Source organism: Knoellia terrae, assembly GCF_048606435.1.
Lineage (GTDB): Bacteria > Actinomycetota > Actinomycetes > Actinomycetales > Dermatophilaceae > Knoellia > Knoellia terrae.
In genome coordinates, this window is record NZ_JBMBWH010000005.1 from 112,668 (window position 1) to 128,159 (window position 15,492).

Here is a 15,492-nt window from a genome sequence, read left to right on the forward strand (position 1 = left end):
CGTGCATCAGGTCGCAACTGCTCGCAACCGTCATCTGTTCCCGTGCGTCCTCCCAGCGTACGTCCCCACGGCGACATCACCGAGCAGGGGACCACGTCCTGGCGACGCGGGCGGCGCGCGCACGCAGGGTGCCCACCGGGTCGAGCATCGCTGCGTCCAGCTGCGCGGGCGTCTCCGCGACGGCGTACGTGCCGCTGATGCCCAGACCCATGGTCTCGCGGCGGCCGACGAGGACCTGTCCGGCGAGCACGACGCTGGGCAGCCCCGCGGCCAGGGCAGCCTCCGCGACCCCCGCGGCGACCTTGCCGCTGAGGCTCTGCCAGTCGAAGGTCCCCTCCCCCGTCACGACGAGGTCGCTGCCCGAGAGGACGTCGTGGAACGCGACCGCGTCGAGCACGAGCTGGACGCCGCTGACCCGGTGCCCGCCGAGGAGGAGCAGCGCATAGCCCAGGCCGCCCGCGGCACCGGCACCCGGTTCGCGGTCGAGGCGCCGAGGTGCGCCGGTGAGCAGGTCGGTGGGTGCGGGCATGGTGCGCGCGACGATCTCGGTGAACCGGCCGAGCGCCGCCTCGAGCTCCTGCGCGACCTCGGGGGTGGCACCCTTCTGCGGGGCGAACACCGCACTCGCCCCCTTGAAGCCGAGCAGCGGGTTGTCGACGTCGGTCGCGAGGACGAGCTCGACCCCGGCGAGCTCCTCGCGCAGCGCCAACAGGCCCTGCAGCGCGTCGTCGGGAGCCGCCGCGAGGGCCCCGCCACCGCGAGCCAGGCTCTCGGCCGGCCCCGCGCCAAGGGCGGCGAGCATGCCGGCCCCGGCGTCGTTCGTCCCGCTGCCCCCGAGACCCACGACGATGCGGTTCGGCCGCTCCGCGAGCGCCGCCCGCACGAGCTGGCCGACACCCCACGTGCTGGTGAGGGCCGGGTTGCGCTCGTCCGCGGCAAGGAGGTGCAGGCCTGCGGCCTGCGCCGACTCGACGTATGCCGTCCGCTCCCCGGCCACGTCCGTCACGAGCACGGCGGCCGGCACCTCACGACCGAGGGGGTCGCTGACGGTGAGCGCCACCGTGGTGCCGTCGAGGGCGTTGGCGAGGACGTCGAGGAACCCGGGCCCGCCGTCGGAGAGTGGCAGCAGCGTCAGGACGTCGCGGGGCGCCGTGTCGTGCCACCCTGCGGCCATGGCCTCGGCGGCCTGCATGGCGGTGAGGGTTCCGGTGAAGCAGTCCGGGGCGATGACGACGTGCACGAAAGGCACGCTAGCGAACGACGGACGCCGGAGGGCCGGCCACCCGTGGGGATGACCGGCCCTCCTGCTGGTGCGGACGTGCTCAGCGGAGCCTCAGGAGAGGTCGCCCTGCTCGTGGTCGTGGTCGTCATGCAGGCCACCGCCACTCGTGGTGCCGACGCCGACCGGCTGGCCCTCGACGTGCTGGCCGGGAGGCGAGGCGGGACGGCCCTCACCACCGTTGACATCGGCGGTGCTCATCGCGTAGGTGACGACGGCGTGCGCCATGGCGTCCGAGTTCTCGTCCATCGCCTTGACGCTGACGTTGTTGATGGTGTCGCAGGCCTGGTGGTAGCAGGGGTCGTAGGCGATGCCTGCCGTTCCGCCGAAGATGGCCGCCTGCTCGGCGGTCTTGACGCCCTCGGCCCCGGTGAAGAGGCCACCGGCCGGGATGCCCTCGGCGATGAAGGGCCCGTAGTCGCTCCGTCCGGAGAACGGCGTCTCCTCCGAGGGGAGGTTCTGCGACGCGAAGTAGTCGTGGAACAGGTCCTCGATGGAGCCCGAGCCCTGCGGGCCCAGGGCCGCGTTGGCGCCGACAGGGAAGCGCGAGTTGTCGCCGTCGTAGACGAACCGGACGTAGTTCGGCGAGCCGACCATGTCGAAGTTCAGGTAGAGGGCGATGTCGGCCAGGCCTTCGGGGTCGTTCTCGACGAGGTCGGCGACGTAGTGCTCGGAGCCGAGCAGCCCGAGCTCCTCGGCGCCCCACCAGGCGAAACGCACGGTGTTCTTGGGGCTGACCTTGGCGAACTGCTCGGCGATCTCGAGCAGCGCGCCGCTGCCGCTGGCGTTGTCGTTGATGCCGGGGCCGGCCACGACGCTGTCCAGGTGCGCCCCCGCCATGACGACGTTGTCGTCGTTGCCCTTGGCGGTCTCGGCGAGCACGTTCCACGTCGTGCGGATCGCGGACTCGGTGCTGGTGCCGATCTTGAGCACCGTCCCTGCGGCAGAGAGCTCCACACCGACCGCGTAGCTCGTGCCGAGCACCGGGATGGTGACGTCGGGCGCGCCGAGCGTGCCGGCGATGACGTCCGTGCGACCTGCCTGGCCCTCGTTCATGATGACGACCGCCGATGCACCGGCCGCCTGGGCGTTCACGGCCTTGACCCCGAACGGGCACGTCCCGCGCTGGATCAGGGCGATGTTGCCGGCGGGGAAGCCGGTGAAGTCGCTTGCCTCGCACCCCGACGTGGAGCTGTTGGCCGCCGGACCGAACGGGATCATCACGTCGACCTTCGTCACGGGAGCGGTGACCTGGTCCGACCCCGAGTAGGTCATCGTCGCGAACTCGGTCCCCAGCTGGTACGTCTTGGCAGTGGGTGCCACGCGCTCCATCGTCGCGTCACCGAGCTCGCGGTAGAACGGGAACTCGAAGGCCTGGACGGTGGGTGAGTAGCCGGCCGCCTTGAGCCGGTCGACGACGTAGTCGCGCGACGCGGTGTAGCCGGGGGTTCCCGACGCGCGGGTGTCGTCGTTGGCGTCCGCGATCGACTGGAGGTTCTGGAGGTGCTCCATGACGCCGGCCGTGGTGACGGCCTTGCGGAGCTTGGCAGAGGTGTTGTTGGCGGGGTCTGCTCCGGCGGGTGCTGAGGCCGCCAGGACCAGAGCCGTTCCGCCTGCCGCTGCTCCGAGACGGAGCCACAGGGCGCGGGTGATGTCCTGTTTCTTCACGAGTGGTGCCTTTCGAGGATGGCCACCTGCCCCATTGCAGGTGGTCCCGTGGCTCGTCGGGGGTTGAGCCAAGGTCACCGTAGCCGTGGAGGTGCCGTCCCGGATAGGGCTTCCGGGCGGAGGGTTTCGCACCCGGCCACCCGGCATACGATCGATGTCGTGACGACCACACCTGCTGCCCCGCTGCCGCTGCCGCTGCTCGTGCTCGGACGTGGACGTGACCTGCACTCCGAGCGCGGCGTGGAGTGCCCGGGCGACCTCCCGGCACCGTCGGACCCCGGACTGGTCGAGCGTGCGCGCGCCGCCAAGGCGGCCCTGGGCGACAAGGTCTTCGTCCTCGGTCACCACTACCAGCGCGACGAGGTCATCGAGTTCGCCGACGTCACCGGTGACTCCTTCAAGCTCGCCAAGGAGGCAGCGGCGCGCCCGGACGCGCCGTGGATCGTCTTCTGCGGGGTCCACTTCATGGCCGAGTCGGCCGACATCCTCACCAGCAACGAGCAGACCGTCATCCTTCCCGACCTGGCCGCCGGGTGCTCCATGGCGGACATGGCCGCGATCGCCCAGGTCGAGGACTGCTGGGACGAGCTCGTCGAGGCCGGTGTCGCCGACGCGGTTGTCCCCGTCACCTACATGAACAGCTCGGCAGCGATCAAGGCCTTCACCGGACGGCACGGCGGCACGGTGTGCACGTCGTCCAACGCCAGGACGGCGCTCACCTGGGCGCTGTCGGAGCGGGGTGGTCTCGAGGGGGACGGCAAGGTGCTGTTCCTGCCGGACCAGCACCTCGGCCGGAACACGTGGGCCCGGGACCTGGGTGGGTCGCTCGACGACTGCGTGGTCTGGGACCCGCACCGCCGGATGGGCGGCCTCACCGTCGAGCAGCTGCGGGACGCGCGGATGATCCTGTGGCGCGGCCACTGCTCGGTGCACGGGCGCTTCACCACTGAGGCGGTCGATGCAGCCCGCGCCACCATCCCGGGCGTGCGCGTCATCGTCCACCCGGAGTGCCGACACGAGGTCGTCGAGCTGGCCGACGAGGTCGGCTCGACCGAGAAGATCATCCAGACGATCGCGGCGGCGCCCGACGGAACCGCGTGGGCCGTCGGCACCGAGCTCAACCTCGTACAGCGCCTCGGGCAGATGTTCCCCGCGCAGCGGGTCACGTTCCTCGAGAAGAACGTCTGCTACTGCTCGACGATGAACCGCATCGACCTGCCGCACCTCGTGTGGGCGCTCGAGTCGCTCGTCGACGGGCGGGTGGTCAACCCCGTCCGCGTCGACGAGCAGGTCGCCGCGGACGCCCGCGTCGCCCTCGACCAGATGCTCGCGCTGCCGGGCGAGACGTCAAAGGACTGACGCCCGTCAGGTGACCCCGACCCACGTGTGGGGACCCTGTCCCGGCAGGCATCCGCCGGGCGCGCTCGTGGTCGTCATGACCTTCTGGCTCATCCGGTTGGTGGAGAAGTCCAGCACGCGGGCCCTCCCCTGCGTCCGGTTGAAACACCGGCACGCCGTTGTCCGGTACTGTCACGCGACCTCGCTGGTCGGGGTCGCTCGCCCCGTCCCCGTCGTCATCGAGGACGTACCTGAGGACGCTCCCTCCCCACGGCCTGCCGACGGCGAGCACCGTGCCCGTACCGGGATGCAGCCACACTCCGTCGACGACGTCCTTCTCGATGCCGAAGCCGGGCGTCTCCGCGACAGGAGGAATCGAGAGCTCGCCGGCCAGGTACGGCTCCGGAGAGAGCCGCTCGAGCTGCAGCTCACCACGGACGCGCCAGGTCTCCGTGCAGCCCTGCGCCAGGGACACGGTGTAGACGTCGCCCGAGCGAGAGACGAGCCGGTCGCCGGCGAAGCCCTCGAGGTAGGCGGGCGCGTACATGACGGCCAGCATCTCGCCGTCGGCGGCCAGGCTCCAGCGCCGTCGTGCCGGCGTGGTCCCCCGTGGTGCCACCGGGCGTCGTGTCCGTGGCAGGGCCGCCCCCAGCTCGGCCTCCATGCGGGAGATGTCGTCGTCGGTGACGCCAAGGGAGTCGACGGCGTCCTGCAGCGCCTCGCGCGTGCGTTCCTCCACCGTGCTCATGGCGCCACCTCCATCCGGTCGTGCAGGGCGGCCAGCGCCCGGCTGGCGTGCTTCTTGACCGACCCGATGGACACCTCGAGAAGCTCCGCGGTCTGGCGTTCGGTGAGGTCCAGGGAGTAACGGCACACGATGACCTCGCGCTGGCGCTGGGGAAGGCCCCGCACCTGCTCGGCGATGAGGAGCGAGTCCTCGTGGGCGAGGGCCTCGGCATCGGCTCCCGGCCGGGACACGAGCTCCGGCCGGAGCGGCTCGGTGGCCCGGACCGCCGGGCCCTCCCCCGGTGCACGGACCGGCACCGGTTGACCACGGCCGCCCTGAGGTAGGCGTGCATGGCCGATCGGTCGCGCAGCGTGCCCCAGTTGCGGTGGAGCGCGAAGAACGCGTCCTGCACCGCCTCCTCGGCCGCTCCCCTGTCGCCCGTCAGCGCGTACGCGAGGCGGACGAGGTCGGCGCAGTGCGCCCGGAACAGCAGGGCCACCGCCTCGTCCCGGTCGAGGTCGGCCACGGCGGCCGGGGCACCGGAGCCACGCTCACCGGCGACCCGCAGAAGTGGACCCACACCAGCAGAGTCGCACCGTGTGCGGGGAAGGTTGACCTCCAGCGAGAAATGGTCCGCGCCTGGTCACGGCGGAACCGCGGCGAGCGGCCCCGAAGGGTCAGGCGGTGATGAGGCCGTCCGCGCCCACGTGCGGGTTGTGCTCGGCGGGGACGCGCTCCGACTCCGGCGGCGGGTCGGGCGGCGTGCCGTCCCCGAAGGGGCGGCCGCCGAGCGACTCGCGCTCGTGCGGCGTCGCCCAGCCCGACAGGTCCGGACCGGCGGGCACCACGCCGGTCGGGTTGATGTCCCGGTGGACCTCGTAGTAGTGGCTCTTGATCTGCACGAAGTCGGTCGTGTCGCCGAAGCCCGGCGTCTGGAACAGGTCGCGCGCATAGGCCCAGAGGACCGGCATCTCAGTGAGCTTGGTGCGGTTGCACTTGAAGTGGCCGTGGTAGACCGCGTCGAAGCGGGCGAGCGTCGTGAACAGCCGCACGTCGGCCTCGGTGATCGTGTCGCCGACGAGGTAGCGCTGGGAGGACAGCCGCTCCTCGAGCCAGTCCAGGGCCGTGAACAGCCGCTCGTATGCCGCGTCGTACGCCTTCTGCGTCCCCGCGAAGCCGCACCGGTAGACCCCGTTGTTGACCTCGGTGTAGACCCGCTTGTTCACCTCGTCGATCTCGTCGCGCAGGGCCTCGGGGTAGAGCACCGGCGCCCCGTCACGGTGGTGCTCGGTCCACTGGGTCGACAGGTCGATCGTCATCTGCGGGAAGTCGTTGGTGACGACCTTGCCGCTCGGCACGTCGACGACGGCCGGGACCGTGATGCCCTTCGGGTAGTCCGGGAACCGGGCGAGGTAGGCGTCCTTGATGCGCGGCATGCGCAGCACCGGGTCGAGCCCGTCCGGGTCGAGGTCGAAGGTCCACGAGTCGGAGTCGTGGGTCGGCCCGCAGATGCCCATGGAGATGGCGTCCTCGAGTCCGAGGAGGCGTCGCACGATGATCGCGCGGTTGGCCCACGGGCAGGCCCGGGCGACGACGAGGCGGTAGCGACCGGCCTCGACCGGCCACGGCCCGGCGTCCGCGGTGATTCGGTCCTCGATGTAGGTCGTGTCCCGCTCGAACTCGGGCTCGACGTAGGTCCCCTGGCTCGTGGTCTCGGGCATGGTCAGCTCCTCCCCATCGCGCCGAGGCGGGCGAAGAGCACGGCCTCGGCCACACAGACGTTCTCGAACTCGCCGAGGTGCAGCGACTCGTTGGCCCCGTGGGCCCGGGTGTCGGGGTCCTCGACCCCGGTCACGAGGATGGCCGCCTCCGGGAAGCGCTCGGCGAAGGCCGCCACGAACGGGATCGACCCGCCGACGCCGATGTCCACCGGGTCCGTGCCCCAGGCGTCGGCGAAGGCTACCCGGGCCTGGTCGTAGACAGGACCGTGGGCGTGGGCCGCGAAACCGGCGCCCTGGTCGTCGAGGTGGACCTCGACCTTGGCTCCCCACGGCGCGTGCTCGCGCAGGTGGGCCTCGAGCGCGGCGTACGCGTCCGTCGGCTCCTCGTCGGCGGCGATGCGCATCGAGAGCTTGGCCGAGGCGGACGGGACGAGGGTGTTCGACGACCGCTCGACGGTCGGGACGTTGAGCCCGATGGTCGTCAGGGCCGGCTTGGTCCACATCCGGGACAGCAGCGACCCCGATCCGATCGTCGACACGCCGTCGAGCAGGCCGGACTCCTCGCGCAGCCGCTCCTCCGAGAAGTCGAGGTCCGCGGCCTCGCCCGACTTCAGCCCGGCCACCGCGACGTTGCCCTCGTCGTCGTGGAGGGTCGCGATGAGGCGCACGAGCGCGGTGATGGCGTCGGGCACCGCGCCGCCGAACATGCCCGAGTGGACGCCGTGGTCGAGCGTCGAGACGGTGACGACGACCCGGACGAGGCCGCGCAGCGTCGTCGTCAGGGCCGGCGTGCCGATGTCCCAGTTCATCGAGTCGGCCAGGACGATGGCGTCGGCGCGCAGCTTGTCACCGTGGCGATCGAGGATGGTGAGGAGGGAGTCGGAGCCCACCTCCTCCTCCCCCTCGACGAAGACCGTCACGCCGACCGGGAGGTTGCCCGCGTGGGCCCGCAGCGCCGCGACGTGGGCCATGATCCCGGCCTTGTCGTCGGCGGCGCCGCGACCGTAGAGGCGGCCGTCCCGCTCGGTCGGCTCGAACGGTGCGCTGTCCCAGTCGGCGTCGTCACCGGGCGGCTGCACGTCGTGGTGCGCGTAGAGCAGGACGGTCGGCGCGCCCTCGGGGCCGGCGATGTGCCCGATGACGGCCGGGGCGCCCCCCTCCCGGACGATCTCGACCTCGAGGCCCTCGGCGCGCAGCAGCTCCGCCGTCGCCAGGGCCGAGGCGTCGACATGGGTCTGGTCGAAGGCCGGGAGCGAGACACTGGGGATCCGGGTGAGGTCCTCCAGGTCGGCACGCAGCCGGGGCATGAGCCCGCGCACGGTCTCCCGGATCGCAGAAGGGTCAGCCAGGGCGGTCGTCTTGCTGGGATCGGTCACGTCCCGACCCTACTCAGCGCGATGGGCTCGGAGGGACCCAGCCCGGCGGCATACACTCAACCGGTGTTCGGACGCAGCAGGACCACCAACGAAGAGCTCGCGGAGCAGGCCGTCACGGCCACCCGCGCCGGCGCCAAGAACCGCCCCACGCCCAAGCGGCGTGACCAGGAGGCGGCGCGCAGACAGCCCCTCGTCGTCACCGACCGCAAGGCTGCGCGGAGCACCGACCGAGCCAGGCGTCGCGAGGCCATGGTCAAGCAGCGTCACGCGATGCTCACCGGCGACGAGACGCACCTGCCGCCGCGCGACAAGGGACCGGTCAAGCGCTACATCCGCGACTACGTCGACGCCCGCTGGGGCGTGGCCGAGTTCATGCTCCCGGTGATGCTCATCGTGCTCGCTCTGTCGTTCGTCCGGCAGCCGTGGGCGATGCTCGTCGTGTTCGCGCTCGTCTACGGCCTCATCACCGCCGCGGCGATCGACACGTTCCTCATGTGGCGACGCGTCAAGAAGAAGATCGAGGCCAAGCACGGCGAGGCGGCCGTGAGCCGCGGCGACGGGTTCTACGCGGCCATGCGGGCGTTCCAGATGCGCCGGACCCGGATGCCGCGCCCGCTCGTGGAGCGCGGCGACTACCCGAGCTGACCGCTCACGCGGATGCGTCGAGACGCATCGGGCCGTAGACCTTCTCGCCGTCGCGGTGCAGCGACACGGCAGCGACCCCGGCCTCGGCCAGTTCGCGCCACACCTCTCCGAACCAGTTCTCGGCATCCGACTGCGTCGGGAACGCCGTGTCGGTGGTCGGCTCCCCGGCCACCTCCGCGCCCTCGCTGTCCTCGTAGGTCCAGGTCCACGACTCGGTCATGACGGGTTCTCCTTGGGTGCGACCTCGACCGTCGCCTCGACGACGACCTCGGTGGTGAGTGAGTTGGCGATGAAGCAGCTGGCGTGCGCCTCGTGCACGAGGGCGTGGAACCGGCTGACGTCGCTGCCCACGGCGACGAGCACGCGAGGGCGCAGCGTGATCCGGGTGAGGCGCAGGGGCCGCACGTCCTCCGGCATGACGCCCTCGGCGTCGTCGGTGTAGTCGAGCACGTCGAGGCCGGCGCTCGCCGCCACGTGGAGGAACGAGAGGAGCTGGCACGAGCTCGCCGCGAGCACGAGCAGCTGCTCGGGGTTGGCCCGTGTGGCGTCACCCCGGAAATGGGGGTCGGCGCTGAGCGCGAACCCCTCGGTCGCCGGCGGAACGGCTCCCTCGTGCTCCCGTGCGTATGCCGTGTAGCCAGCTCCCGTGGAGCCCTCCCACGCGAGCGTGGCGCGGTAGGTGTGGGCACCGGCGCGGTGCTCGGCCGACACGGCTCAGGCCTCGCGGACGCCGACCTCGACGAACGGCGGCTTGGTGACCGTGGCGGGCACCTCGCGACCGCGCACGTCGATGACGACCTCGTCGCCGACCGTGACCGAGCGCTCCAGCTGGGCCAGGGCGATGCCTTCCTTGCGCGTCGGGCTGAACGTCCCCGAGGTCACCTCGCCGACGACCTCGCCGTCCTTGAGGACGGAGCAGTGGGCGCGCGGGATGCCCCGGCCGGTGACGACGAGGCCCCGCACCAGACGGGAGGTCTTCGCAGCGCGCTGCTCGGTGAGCGCCTCCTTGCCCCAGAAGCTCTGCTTGTCCCAGCCGACGGCCCAGGCGGCGCCCGCCATGACGGGCGTGATCTCGGTGCTGAGGTCGTTGCCGTGGAGGGGGTAGCCCATCTCGGTGCGCAGGGTGTCGCGGGCACCGAGACCGGCCGGCATACCGCCGTGGTCGGCGACCGCGGCGGCGAGCGCGTCCCAGAGCGCGCCGGCGGCGTCCCACGTGGGGACGAGCTCGTAGCCGCGCTCCCCCGTGTAGCCGGTGCGGCACACGATGACGGGGGCGCCCTGCCACTGCGCCTCGACGAACGACATGTAGTCGTGGCCGACCGGCAGGCCCAGGGAGGTGAGGACCTCGTCGCTGAGCGGACCCTGGACGGCGAACACGGCATACGCGTCGTGCAGGTTCTCGACCGTCAGTCCCTCGGGCGCGGCGAGCCGGAGCAGGTCGACGACCGCGGCGGTGTTGGCGGCGTTGGGGATGAGGAAGACGTCCTCGTCGCTGCGGACGTAGGCGATGAGGTCGTCGACGACGCCCCCGTCGTCCTGGCAGCACATCGTGTACTGGGCCTGACCGGGACCGATGCGGCGCAGGTCGTTGGTGAGGCAGGAGTTGACGAAGTCGAGCGCGCTGAGGTCGCCGGCACGACCGCTGACCCGCGCCTTGCCGAGGTGGCTGACGTCGAAGAGGCCGACCCGCTCGCGCACCGCCGTGTGCTCGGCGACGACACCGCCGCCGGGGTACTCGATCGGCATCTCCCACCCGCCGAAGTCGGCCATCTTCGCGCCCAGGGCGACGTGCCGGTCATGGACGGGAGAGTGCAGCAGCTCGGTCATGTGGGCACGGTATCGCGAGGTCCCGACGAGGGCCGCGGCTAGGGTGCGGGTCGAAGGGCGACGACCTCGCCCGGGTCCCAGACGAGCCAGGAGTGACAGAGTGACCGCAGCACCCAGCCTGAACCTGACCACGCGTGACGCCGCCGGCCTCAAGGTCGACGCCCTCGTCGTCGGCTCCGTGTCCACCGACTCCGGAGCGCAGCTCGCGGCCGGGCACGGACTGCCCTCCGCGGCCGCGAAGCACCTCGCCGCGGTCCTCGCCGACCTCGAGGCCAAGGGCAAGCCCGGCGAGGTCGCGCGCGTCGTCGCCGTCCCCGACGTCAAGGCGACCGCCGTCGTCGTGACCGGCCTCGGTCCGGCGGACGAGGTCACGGCCGACGTCCTGCGCTCCGCCGCCGGCACCGCCCTGCGCTCGGTGTCGACCAAGGCCTCGGTGGCGGTGGCCCTGCCGGCCCCGGACGAGGCCGCGCTCGCCGCCGTCGCCGACGGTGCGTATGCCGGCTCGTACACGTTCGACGCCGCCTCCACGAAGGTGTCGACCGGGACCGCCAAGGCGTCCCCCTCGCCGAAGAAGCCCTCCTCGGCGCCGGAGATCACCGTCGTGTCGTCGGTCGGCCAGGGGAAGTCGGCGAAGGCCGCCGTCGAGCGTGCGGCCGTGATCGGCGCCGCCCGCGACCTCGCCCGCGACCTCGTCAACACCCCGCCGAACCTGCTCACGCCGCAGGCGTTCGTCGACCGGGTCAAGGCCGTCGTCGCGGCCTCGCCCGGCAAGGTCACCGTCTCCGTGCTCGATGAGAAGGCCCTGGCCAAGGGCGGCTTCGGTGGCATCGTCGGCGTCGGCCAGGGCTCGGTCAACCCGCCACGGATCGTGACGATGACCTACTCGCCCGGTCGCACCCGCTCGTCCAAGGGTCCCTCGGTGGCACTCGTCGGCAAGGGCATCACGTTCGACTCCGGCGGCCTGTGCATCAAGCCGGCCGGCAGCATGCTGACGATGAAGTCCGACATGGCCGGGGCCGCAGCCGTCGCCGCGACGGTTCTCGCCGCGGCAGAGCTCGGTGGTCCTGTCGCGGTCACCGGCTACCTCTGCCTGGCCGAGAACATGCCGAGCGGCACGGCCCAGCGCCCCGGCGACGTCGTGACGATGCGCAACGGCACCACGGTCGAGATTCTCGACACCGACGCCGAGGGCCGCATGGTCCTGGGCGACGGCCTGTGCCTGGCCAGCGAGGCGAAGCCCGACGTCATCGTCGACATCGCCACCCTCACCGGTGCGCAGATGGTCGCGCTCGGCAGCCGCGTCGCCGGCGTCATGGCCAACGACGACGACTTCCGGGCCCGCGTCGTCGACGCGGGGGCAGCCGAGGGCGAGGACTCGTGGCCCATGCCGCTCCCGCGTGAGCTGCGCGCCGGCCTCGACTCCGTCGTCGCCGACCTCGCGCACAAGGCGGACCGCTGGGGCGGCATGCTCACGGCCGGTCTCTTCCTCCAGGAGTTCGTCGGCGAGGGCATCCCGTGGGCGCACGTCGACATCGCCGGACCGTCGTTCAACGAGAAGGAGCCCGACGGGGTCATCCCCAAGGGGGGCACCGGCTACGGCGTCGCCACCCTCGTGCGCCTCATCGAGGACCACGCCGGCTGACCCACGGCCAGCCCTCACGGGGCTCGAGCTTCCCAACCCCCTTCGCTGGAGGCAGTTTTGCGCCTGATCACGCAAAGTGACCCTTCCCCCCGGAAATGTTCCGGGGGGAAGGGTCACTTTGCGTGATCGGGCGGGAAAGGTTCGGGACTCAGCCGGACTTGCGGCGGAACATCTGGTCGCGGCCGGAGGTCTCCGGACCGTGGCCGTGGTCGACCTTGGACCGCTCCGAGTGGTCGGAGACGTCGGCCCCACCGTGCGCGTGCTTCTTGTCCAGGGCCTCCCTGAACTTCTTCTTCATGTCCTCGCTGGGCGTCGGACGCGGGCTCTTCGACTCGGACACAGGGCCTCCTGGATCGGTGGTGCGGTCGGCTCACTCTGGCACGCCGAGCCTTCCGCATCCATCGGGATTCCCGTGAAGTCACCGAAAGGGCGGACACCGCGGCAGGGGGGATGTCATCTTGGGGCGCATGTCGATGGGCGGGTGGACGGACCGGGAGAGCGGCGGGGTCGCTCCGCCACCCCGCCGACGGGGCGGCGTGGGAGGCGTCCTCCCCCTGCTCGTGGTCACCGTGGCCGTGACCGGCGGGTTGCTCTGGCTCCGGGAGGCTGCGAGCGAGCAGCTCGACCACGTGGCGCAGATCATCAGCGTCGCCGGTGGCCGGCCCCCGCTGCCCGCCGACGCCGGGCTGTCGCGACTCGTCGCGGCGCCCCTGCCACCCGCAGGGGCGGACGGCTACTCCCTGCTCCTCACCAACACCCGCGGGGTCGCGGCCTACGACCCCTGCCGGCCGCTCCACCTCGTGGTCAGCTTCGAGGCCGCGCCCCCGACGGCCCAGCGCATCCTCGACGACGCGATCGCGATGGTCTCCCCGGCCGCCGGGCTGCGCCTCGTCGTCGACGGGGCGACCGACGAGCTCGCCGCCGAGGAACGGCAGCCGATGGACCGGGCCCGCTACGGCAACCGGTGGTCGCCGGCCCTCGTGGCCTGGACCACGCCGGAGCGGGTGCCGACGCTCGACGGGTCCATCGCGGGGATGGGAGGAAGCGTGGCCGTTGCCGACCGGTCCGAACGGCTCCACAACGTCTCCGGGATCGTCCACCTCGACGGACCCGAGCTCACGAGGATCAGCGGGCAGAGGGGCGGTCACGAGCTGGCGGTGGCGGTCGTTGCCCACGAGCTGCTCCACCTGATCGGCCTGGACCACTCGGAGGACCCCGCCCAGCTGATGTTCGCGGAGAACTCCGGCCAGACCCGGCTGGGTGACGGCGACCGCCGGGGGCTGGCTGCCCTGGCGAACGTGCCCTGCCGCCGGGAGTTCTGACCCGCTCCGAGGCGACCGAGTGCAGGTCAGCGTCCGCGCTGGCGCGCGTTCCAGTCCCGCATGCGCTGCGGGTAGCCGGTCTGGTTGACGTCGTAGGTCGGGAGCTGCATCTCGGTCGCGATCCGGAAGGCGTCCTCCCGGGAGGCCACCGCCCGGCGCGTCCACTCGCCGTCATGGGCGATGAGGATGACCGTCGTCGCGGTGACGTGGGTGGCCGGCTCGACGAAGGCCTCGACACCGCGTCGCGTGGCGGCGAACTCGGTGAAGTGCGTGCGGGCCCGTTTTGCGTCGTCCTTGGAGGGCGCCACCGAGCCCGGCGCGGCCTTGCGACCCCCACCCTTGCGCCTGCTCCACCACGCCATGGCGACCACGATACGGGCGGAGGTCGAGAAGGGGCTGAGGGTTCGCTGGACACGCGGACGGCATACGGAGGGTCCCGACGCCCAACGGTCCGACCTCGTGTGACGGCCGACACGGCGCAGTGATTGGATGGGCGCCACTGGCGCCCGGTCGGCGAGACCCGCTCGGCGCGCGCCCCGTCAGCGAACCGAGGGAGCAGCACCGATGCCGGCCACCGCCGAGGACACCTACGACGTCGTCATCCTGGGCGGGGGCAGCGGGGGCTACGCCTGCGCCTTCCGTGCGGCCGAGCTCGGCATGCGCGTGGCCCTGGTCGAGAAGGCGAAGCTCGGCGGCACCTGCCTGCACGTGGGCTGCATCCCGACCAAGGCCCTGCTGCACGCGGCCGAGGTGGCCGACTCCGCCCGTGAGAGTGCGCAGTTCGGCGTGCGCGCCACGTTCGAGTCGATCGACATGGCCGGCGTCAACGCCTACAAGGACGGCGTGGTCGGTCGGCTCCACAAGGGCCTCCAGGGCCTCGCCAAGGCGCACCGCGTCGAGGTCGTCGAGGGCACCGGGCGGCTCGTGGACCGCAGCACCGTGGAGGTCGACGGGCGCCGCGTCACCGGTCGCCACGTCGTCCTCGCCACCGGCTCCTACCCCAGGACGCTGCCCGGCCTCGAGATCGGCGGCCGGATCATGACGAGCGAGCAGGCGCTGCAGCTCGACCACGTCCCCGACCGCGTCGTCGTCCTCGGTGGCGGAGTCATCGGCGTCGAGTTCGCGTCGGTCTTCCGCTCCTTCGGCTCCGAGGTCACGGTCGTCGAGGCCCTCCCGCGGCTGGTCGCCGCCGAGGACGAGGCCGTGTCCAAGGTGCTCGAACGCGCCTTCCGCAAGCGCAGGATCACCGTCAGGGCGGGCGTGACGTTCACCGGCGCCAGCCAGGAGGGCGAGGTCGTCACCGTCTCGCTCGAGGACGGCACGAGCATCGAGGCCGACCTGCTGCTCGTCGCCGTCGGCCGTGGCCCCGTCACGGACGGCCTCGGCTACGAGGAGGCCGGCGTCACGATGGACCGCGGCTTCGTCACGACGGACGACCGGCTGCGGACGAGCCTCGAGGGTGTGTATGCCGTGGGCGACATCGTGCCCGGGCTCCAGCTCGCGCACCGCGGCTTCCAGCAGGGCATCTTCGTCGCCGAGGAGATCGCCGGGCTGGCTCCCGCGACCATCGTCGAGACGAGCATCCCCCGGGTCACCTACTGCGACCCCGAGATCGCCTCGGTCGGGCTCACCGAGGCCCAGGCCCGCGAGGTCCACGGCGAGGTCGAGACGTACGAGTACAACCTCGGCGGCAACGGCAAGTCGCAGATCCTCCAGACCCAGGGCTTCGTCAAGCTCGTCCGCACCAAGGACGGACCCGTCGTCGGCGTGCACATGGTCGGCGCCCGCATGGGTGAGCAGATCGGCGAGGCCCAGCTCATCGTCGGCTGGGAGGCCCACGCCGAGGACGTCGCACCCCTCGTCCACGCGCACCCGACGCAGAACGAAGCGCTCGGGGAAGCCCATCTGGCACTTGCAGGCAAACCCCTGCATGCTCACAACTAGAGT

Annotated in this window: 16 protein-coding genes and 1 pseudogene; 5 read left to right on the plus strand and 12 right to left on the minus strand. The window is 71.9% G+C overall.

Features of this window, described 5'->3' with window-relative positions; translation table 11 throughout:
* Positions 1-76: 76 nt before the first annotated feature.
* Together ACOJV9_RS08890 and ACOJV9_RS08895 are read right to left on the minus strand one after the other, a co-directional pair.
* Positions 77-1,240: a glycerate kinase family protein gene (locus tag ACOJV9_RS08890; protein ID WP_420184839.1), complete on the minus strand. Its 1,164-nt coding sequence runs from the start codon at positions 1,238-1,240 to the stop codon at positions 77-79.
* A 93-nt stretch (positions 1,241-1,333) separates the two neighbouring features.
* Positions 1,334-2,947 carry a M28 family metallopeptidase gene (locus ACOJV9_RS08895; protein WP_420184840.1) on the minus strand — a complete coding sequence of 538 codons (1,614 nt, stop codon included), beginning with the start codon at positions 2,945-2,947 and terminating at the stop codon, positions 1,334-1,336.
* Positions 2,948-3,106: 159 nt separating this feature from the next.
* Here ACOJV9_RS08895 and nadA point away from each other — a divergent pair, with 159 nt between their 5' ends.
* The gene (gene nadA, locus ACOJV9_RS08900; protein WP_420184841.1) at positions 3,107-4,306 is read left to right on the plus strand and encodes a quinolinate synthase NadA; all 1,200 of its coding nucleotides are present in this window, start codon (positions 3,107-3,109) and stop codon (positions 4,304-4,306) included.
* On the opposite strand, the gene ACOJV9_RS08905 is transcribed toward nadA, so the two are convergent.
* From ACOJV9_RS08905 to ACOJV9_RS08925, 5 genes and pseudogenes are all read right to left on the minus strand, one after another.
* The gene (locus tag ACOJV9_RS08905) at positions 4,212-5,033 is read right to left on the minus strand and encodes a hypothetical protein (protein ID WP_420184842.1); all 822 of its coding nucleotides are present in this window, start codon (positions 5,031-5,033) and stop codon (positions 4,212-4,214) included. The genes nadA and ACOJV9_RS08905 overlap by 95 nt on opposite strands.
* Complete coding sequence (locus tag ACOJV9_RS08910) at positions 5,030-5,329, minus strand: RNA polymerase sigma factor (protein ID WP_420184843.1); 300 nt, start codon at positions 5,327-5,329, stop codon at positions 5,030-5,032. The genes ACOJV9_RS08905 and ACOJV9_RS08910 overlap by 4 nt, the downstream gene beginning before the upstream one ends.
* A gap of 29 nt (positions 5,330-5,358) precedes the next feature.
* Positions 5,359-5,592, minus strand: a pseudogene (locus tag ACOJV9_RS08915) (RNA polymerase sigma factor); the annotation flags it as partial.
* 97 nt (positions 5,593-5,689) lie between these two features.
* Positions 5,690-6,733 carry a glutathione S-transferase family protein gene (locus ACOJV9_RS08920; RefSeq protein ID WP_420184844.1) on the minus strand — a complete coding sequence of 348 codons (1,044 nt, stop codon included), beginning with the start codon at positions 6,731-6,733 and terminating at the stop codon, positions 5,690-5,692.
* A gap of 2 nt (positions 6,734-6,735) precedes the next feature.
* Positions 6,736-8,109, minus strand: a complete 1,374-nt coding sequence (locus tag ACOJV9_RS08925) for a dipeptidase (protein ID WP_420184845.1) — start codon at positions 8,107-8,109, stop codon at positions 6,736-6,738.
* 63 nt (positions 8,110-8,172) lie between these two features.
* On the opposite strand from ACOJV9_RS08925, the gene ACOJV9_RS08930 reads away from it, so the two are divergent.
* A complete protein-coding gene (locus ACOJV9_RS08930; protein WP_420184846.1) occupies positions 8,173-8,754 on the plus strand; it encodes a DUF3043 domain-containing protein in 582 nt (193 codons plus the stop codon).
* A gap of 4 nt (positions 8,755-8,758) precedes the next feature.
* Here the strand turns inward: ACOJV9_RS08930 and ACOJV9_RS08935 are convergent, their stop codons facing one another.
* Genes ACOJV9_RS08935 through gcvT form a run of 3 tightly spaced genes read right to left on the minus strand, consistent with a single transcriptional unit; the run spans position 8,759 to position 10,581 of the window.
* A complete protein-coding gene (locus ACOJV9_RS08935; RefSeq protein ID WP_420184847.1) occupies positions 8,759-8,974 on the minus strand; it encodes a hypothetical protein in 216 nt (71 codons plus the stop codon).
* Positions 8,971-9,465: an OsmC family protein gene (locus ACOJV9_RS08940; RefSeq protein WP_420184848.1), complete on the minus strand. Its 495-nt coding sequence runs from the start codon at positions 9,463-9,465 to the stop codon at positions 8,971-8,973. Before ACOJV9_RS08940 ends, ACOJV9_RS08935 begins: the two co-directional genes overlap by 4 nt.
* 3 nt (positions 9,466-9,468) lie before the next feature.
* Positions 9,469-10,581: a glycine cleavage system aminomethyltransferase GcvT gene (gcvT, locus tag ACOJV9_RS08945; protein ID WP_420184849.1), complete on the minus strand. Its 1,113-nt coding sequence runs from the start codon at positions 10,579-10,581 to the stop codon at positions 9,469-9,471.
* A 100-nt stretch (positions 10,582-10,681) separates the two neighbouring features.
* Between gcvT and ACOJV9_RS08950 the strand changes: the two genes are divergently transcribed.
* Positions 10,682-12,223: a leucyl aminopeptidase gene (locus tag ACOJV9_RS08950; protein ID WP_420184850.1), complete on the plus strand. Its 1,542-nt coding sequence runs from the start codon at positions 10,682-10,684 to the stop codon at positions 12,221-12,223.
* Positions 12,224-12,371: 148 nt separating this feature from the next.
* Here the strand turns inward: ACOJV9_RS08950 and ACOJV9_RS08955 are convergent, their stop codons facing one another.
* Positions 12,372-12,563 carry a DUF5302 domain-containing protein gene (locus ACOJV9_RS08955; protein WP_420184851.1) on the minus strand — a complete coding sequence of 64 codons (192 nt, stop codon included), beginning with the start codon at positions 12,561-12,563 and terminating at the stop codon, positions 12,372-12,374.
* Between the two features lie 196 nt (positions 12,564-12,759).
* Here ACOJV9_RS08955 and ACOJV9_RS08960 point away from each other — a divergent pair, with 196 nt between their 5' ends.
* On the plus strand, positions 12,760-13,545 hold the full coding sequence (locus ACOJV9_RS08960; protein WP_420184852.1) for a matrixin family metalloprotease: 786 nt from the start codon (positions 12,760-12,762) through the stop codon (positions 13,543-13,545).
* A gap of 26 nt (positions 13,546-13,571) precedes the next feature.
* Here the strand turns inward: ACOJV9_RS08960 and ACOJV9_RS08965 are convergent, their stop codons facing one another.
* A complete protein-coding gene (locus ACOJV9_RS08965; protein ID WP_420184853.1) occupies positions 13,572-13,907 on the minus strand; it encodes a hypothetical protein in 336 nt (111 codons plus the stop codon).
* 202 nt (positions 13,908-14,109) lie between these two features.
* Between ACOJV9_RS08965 and lpdA the strand changes: the two genes are divergently transcribed.
* Positions 14,110-15,489 carry a dihydrolipoyl dehydrogenase gene (gene lpdA / locus ACOJV9_RS08970; RefSeq protein WP_420184854.1) on the plus strand — a complete coding sequence of 460 codons (1,380 nt, stop codon included), beginning with the start codon at positions 14,110-14,112 and terminating at the stop codon, positions 15,487-15,489.
* The last annotated feature ends 3 nt before the right edge of the window (positions 15,490-15,492 follow it).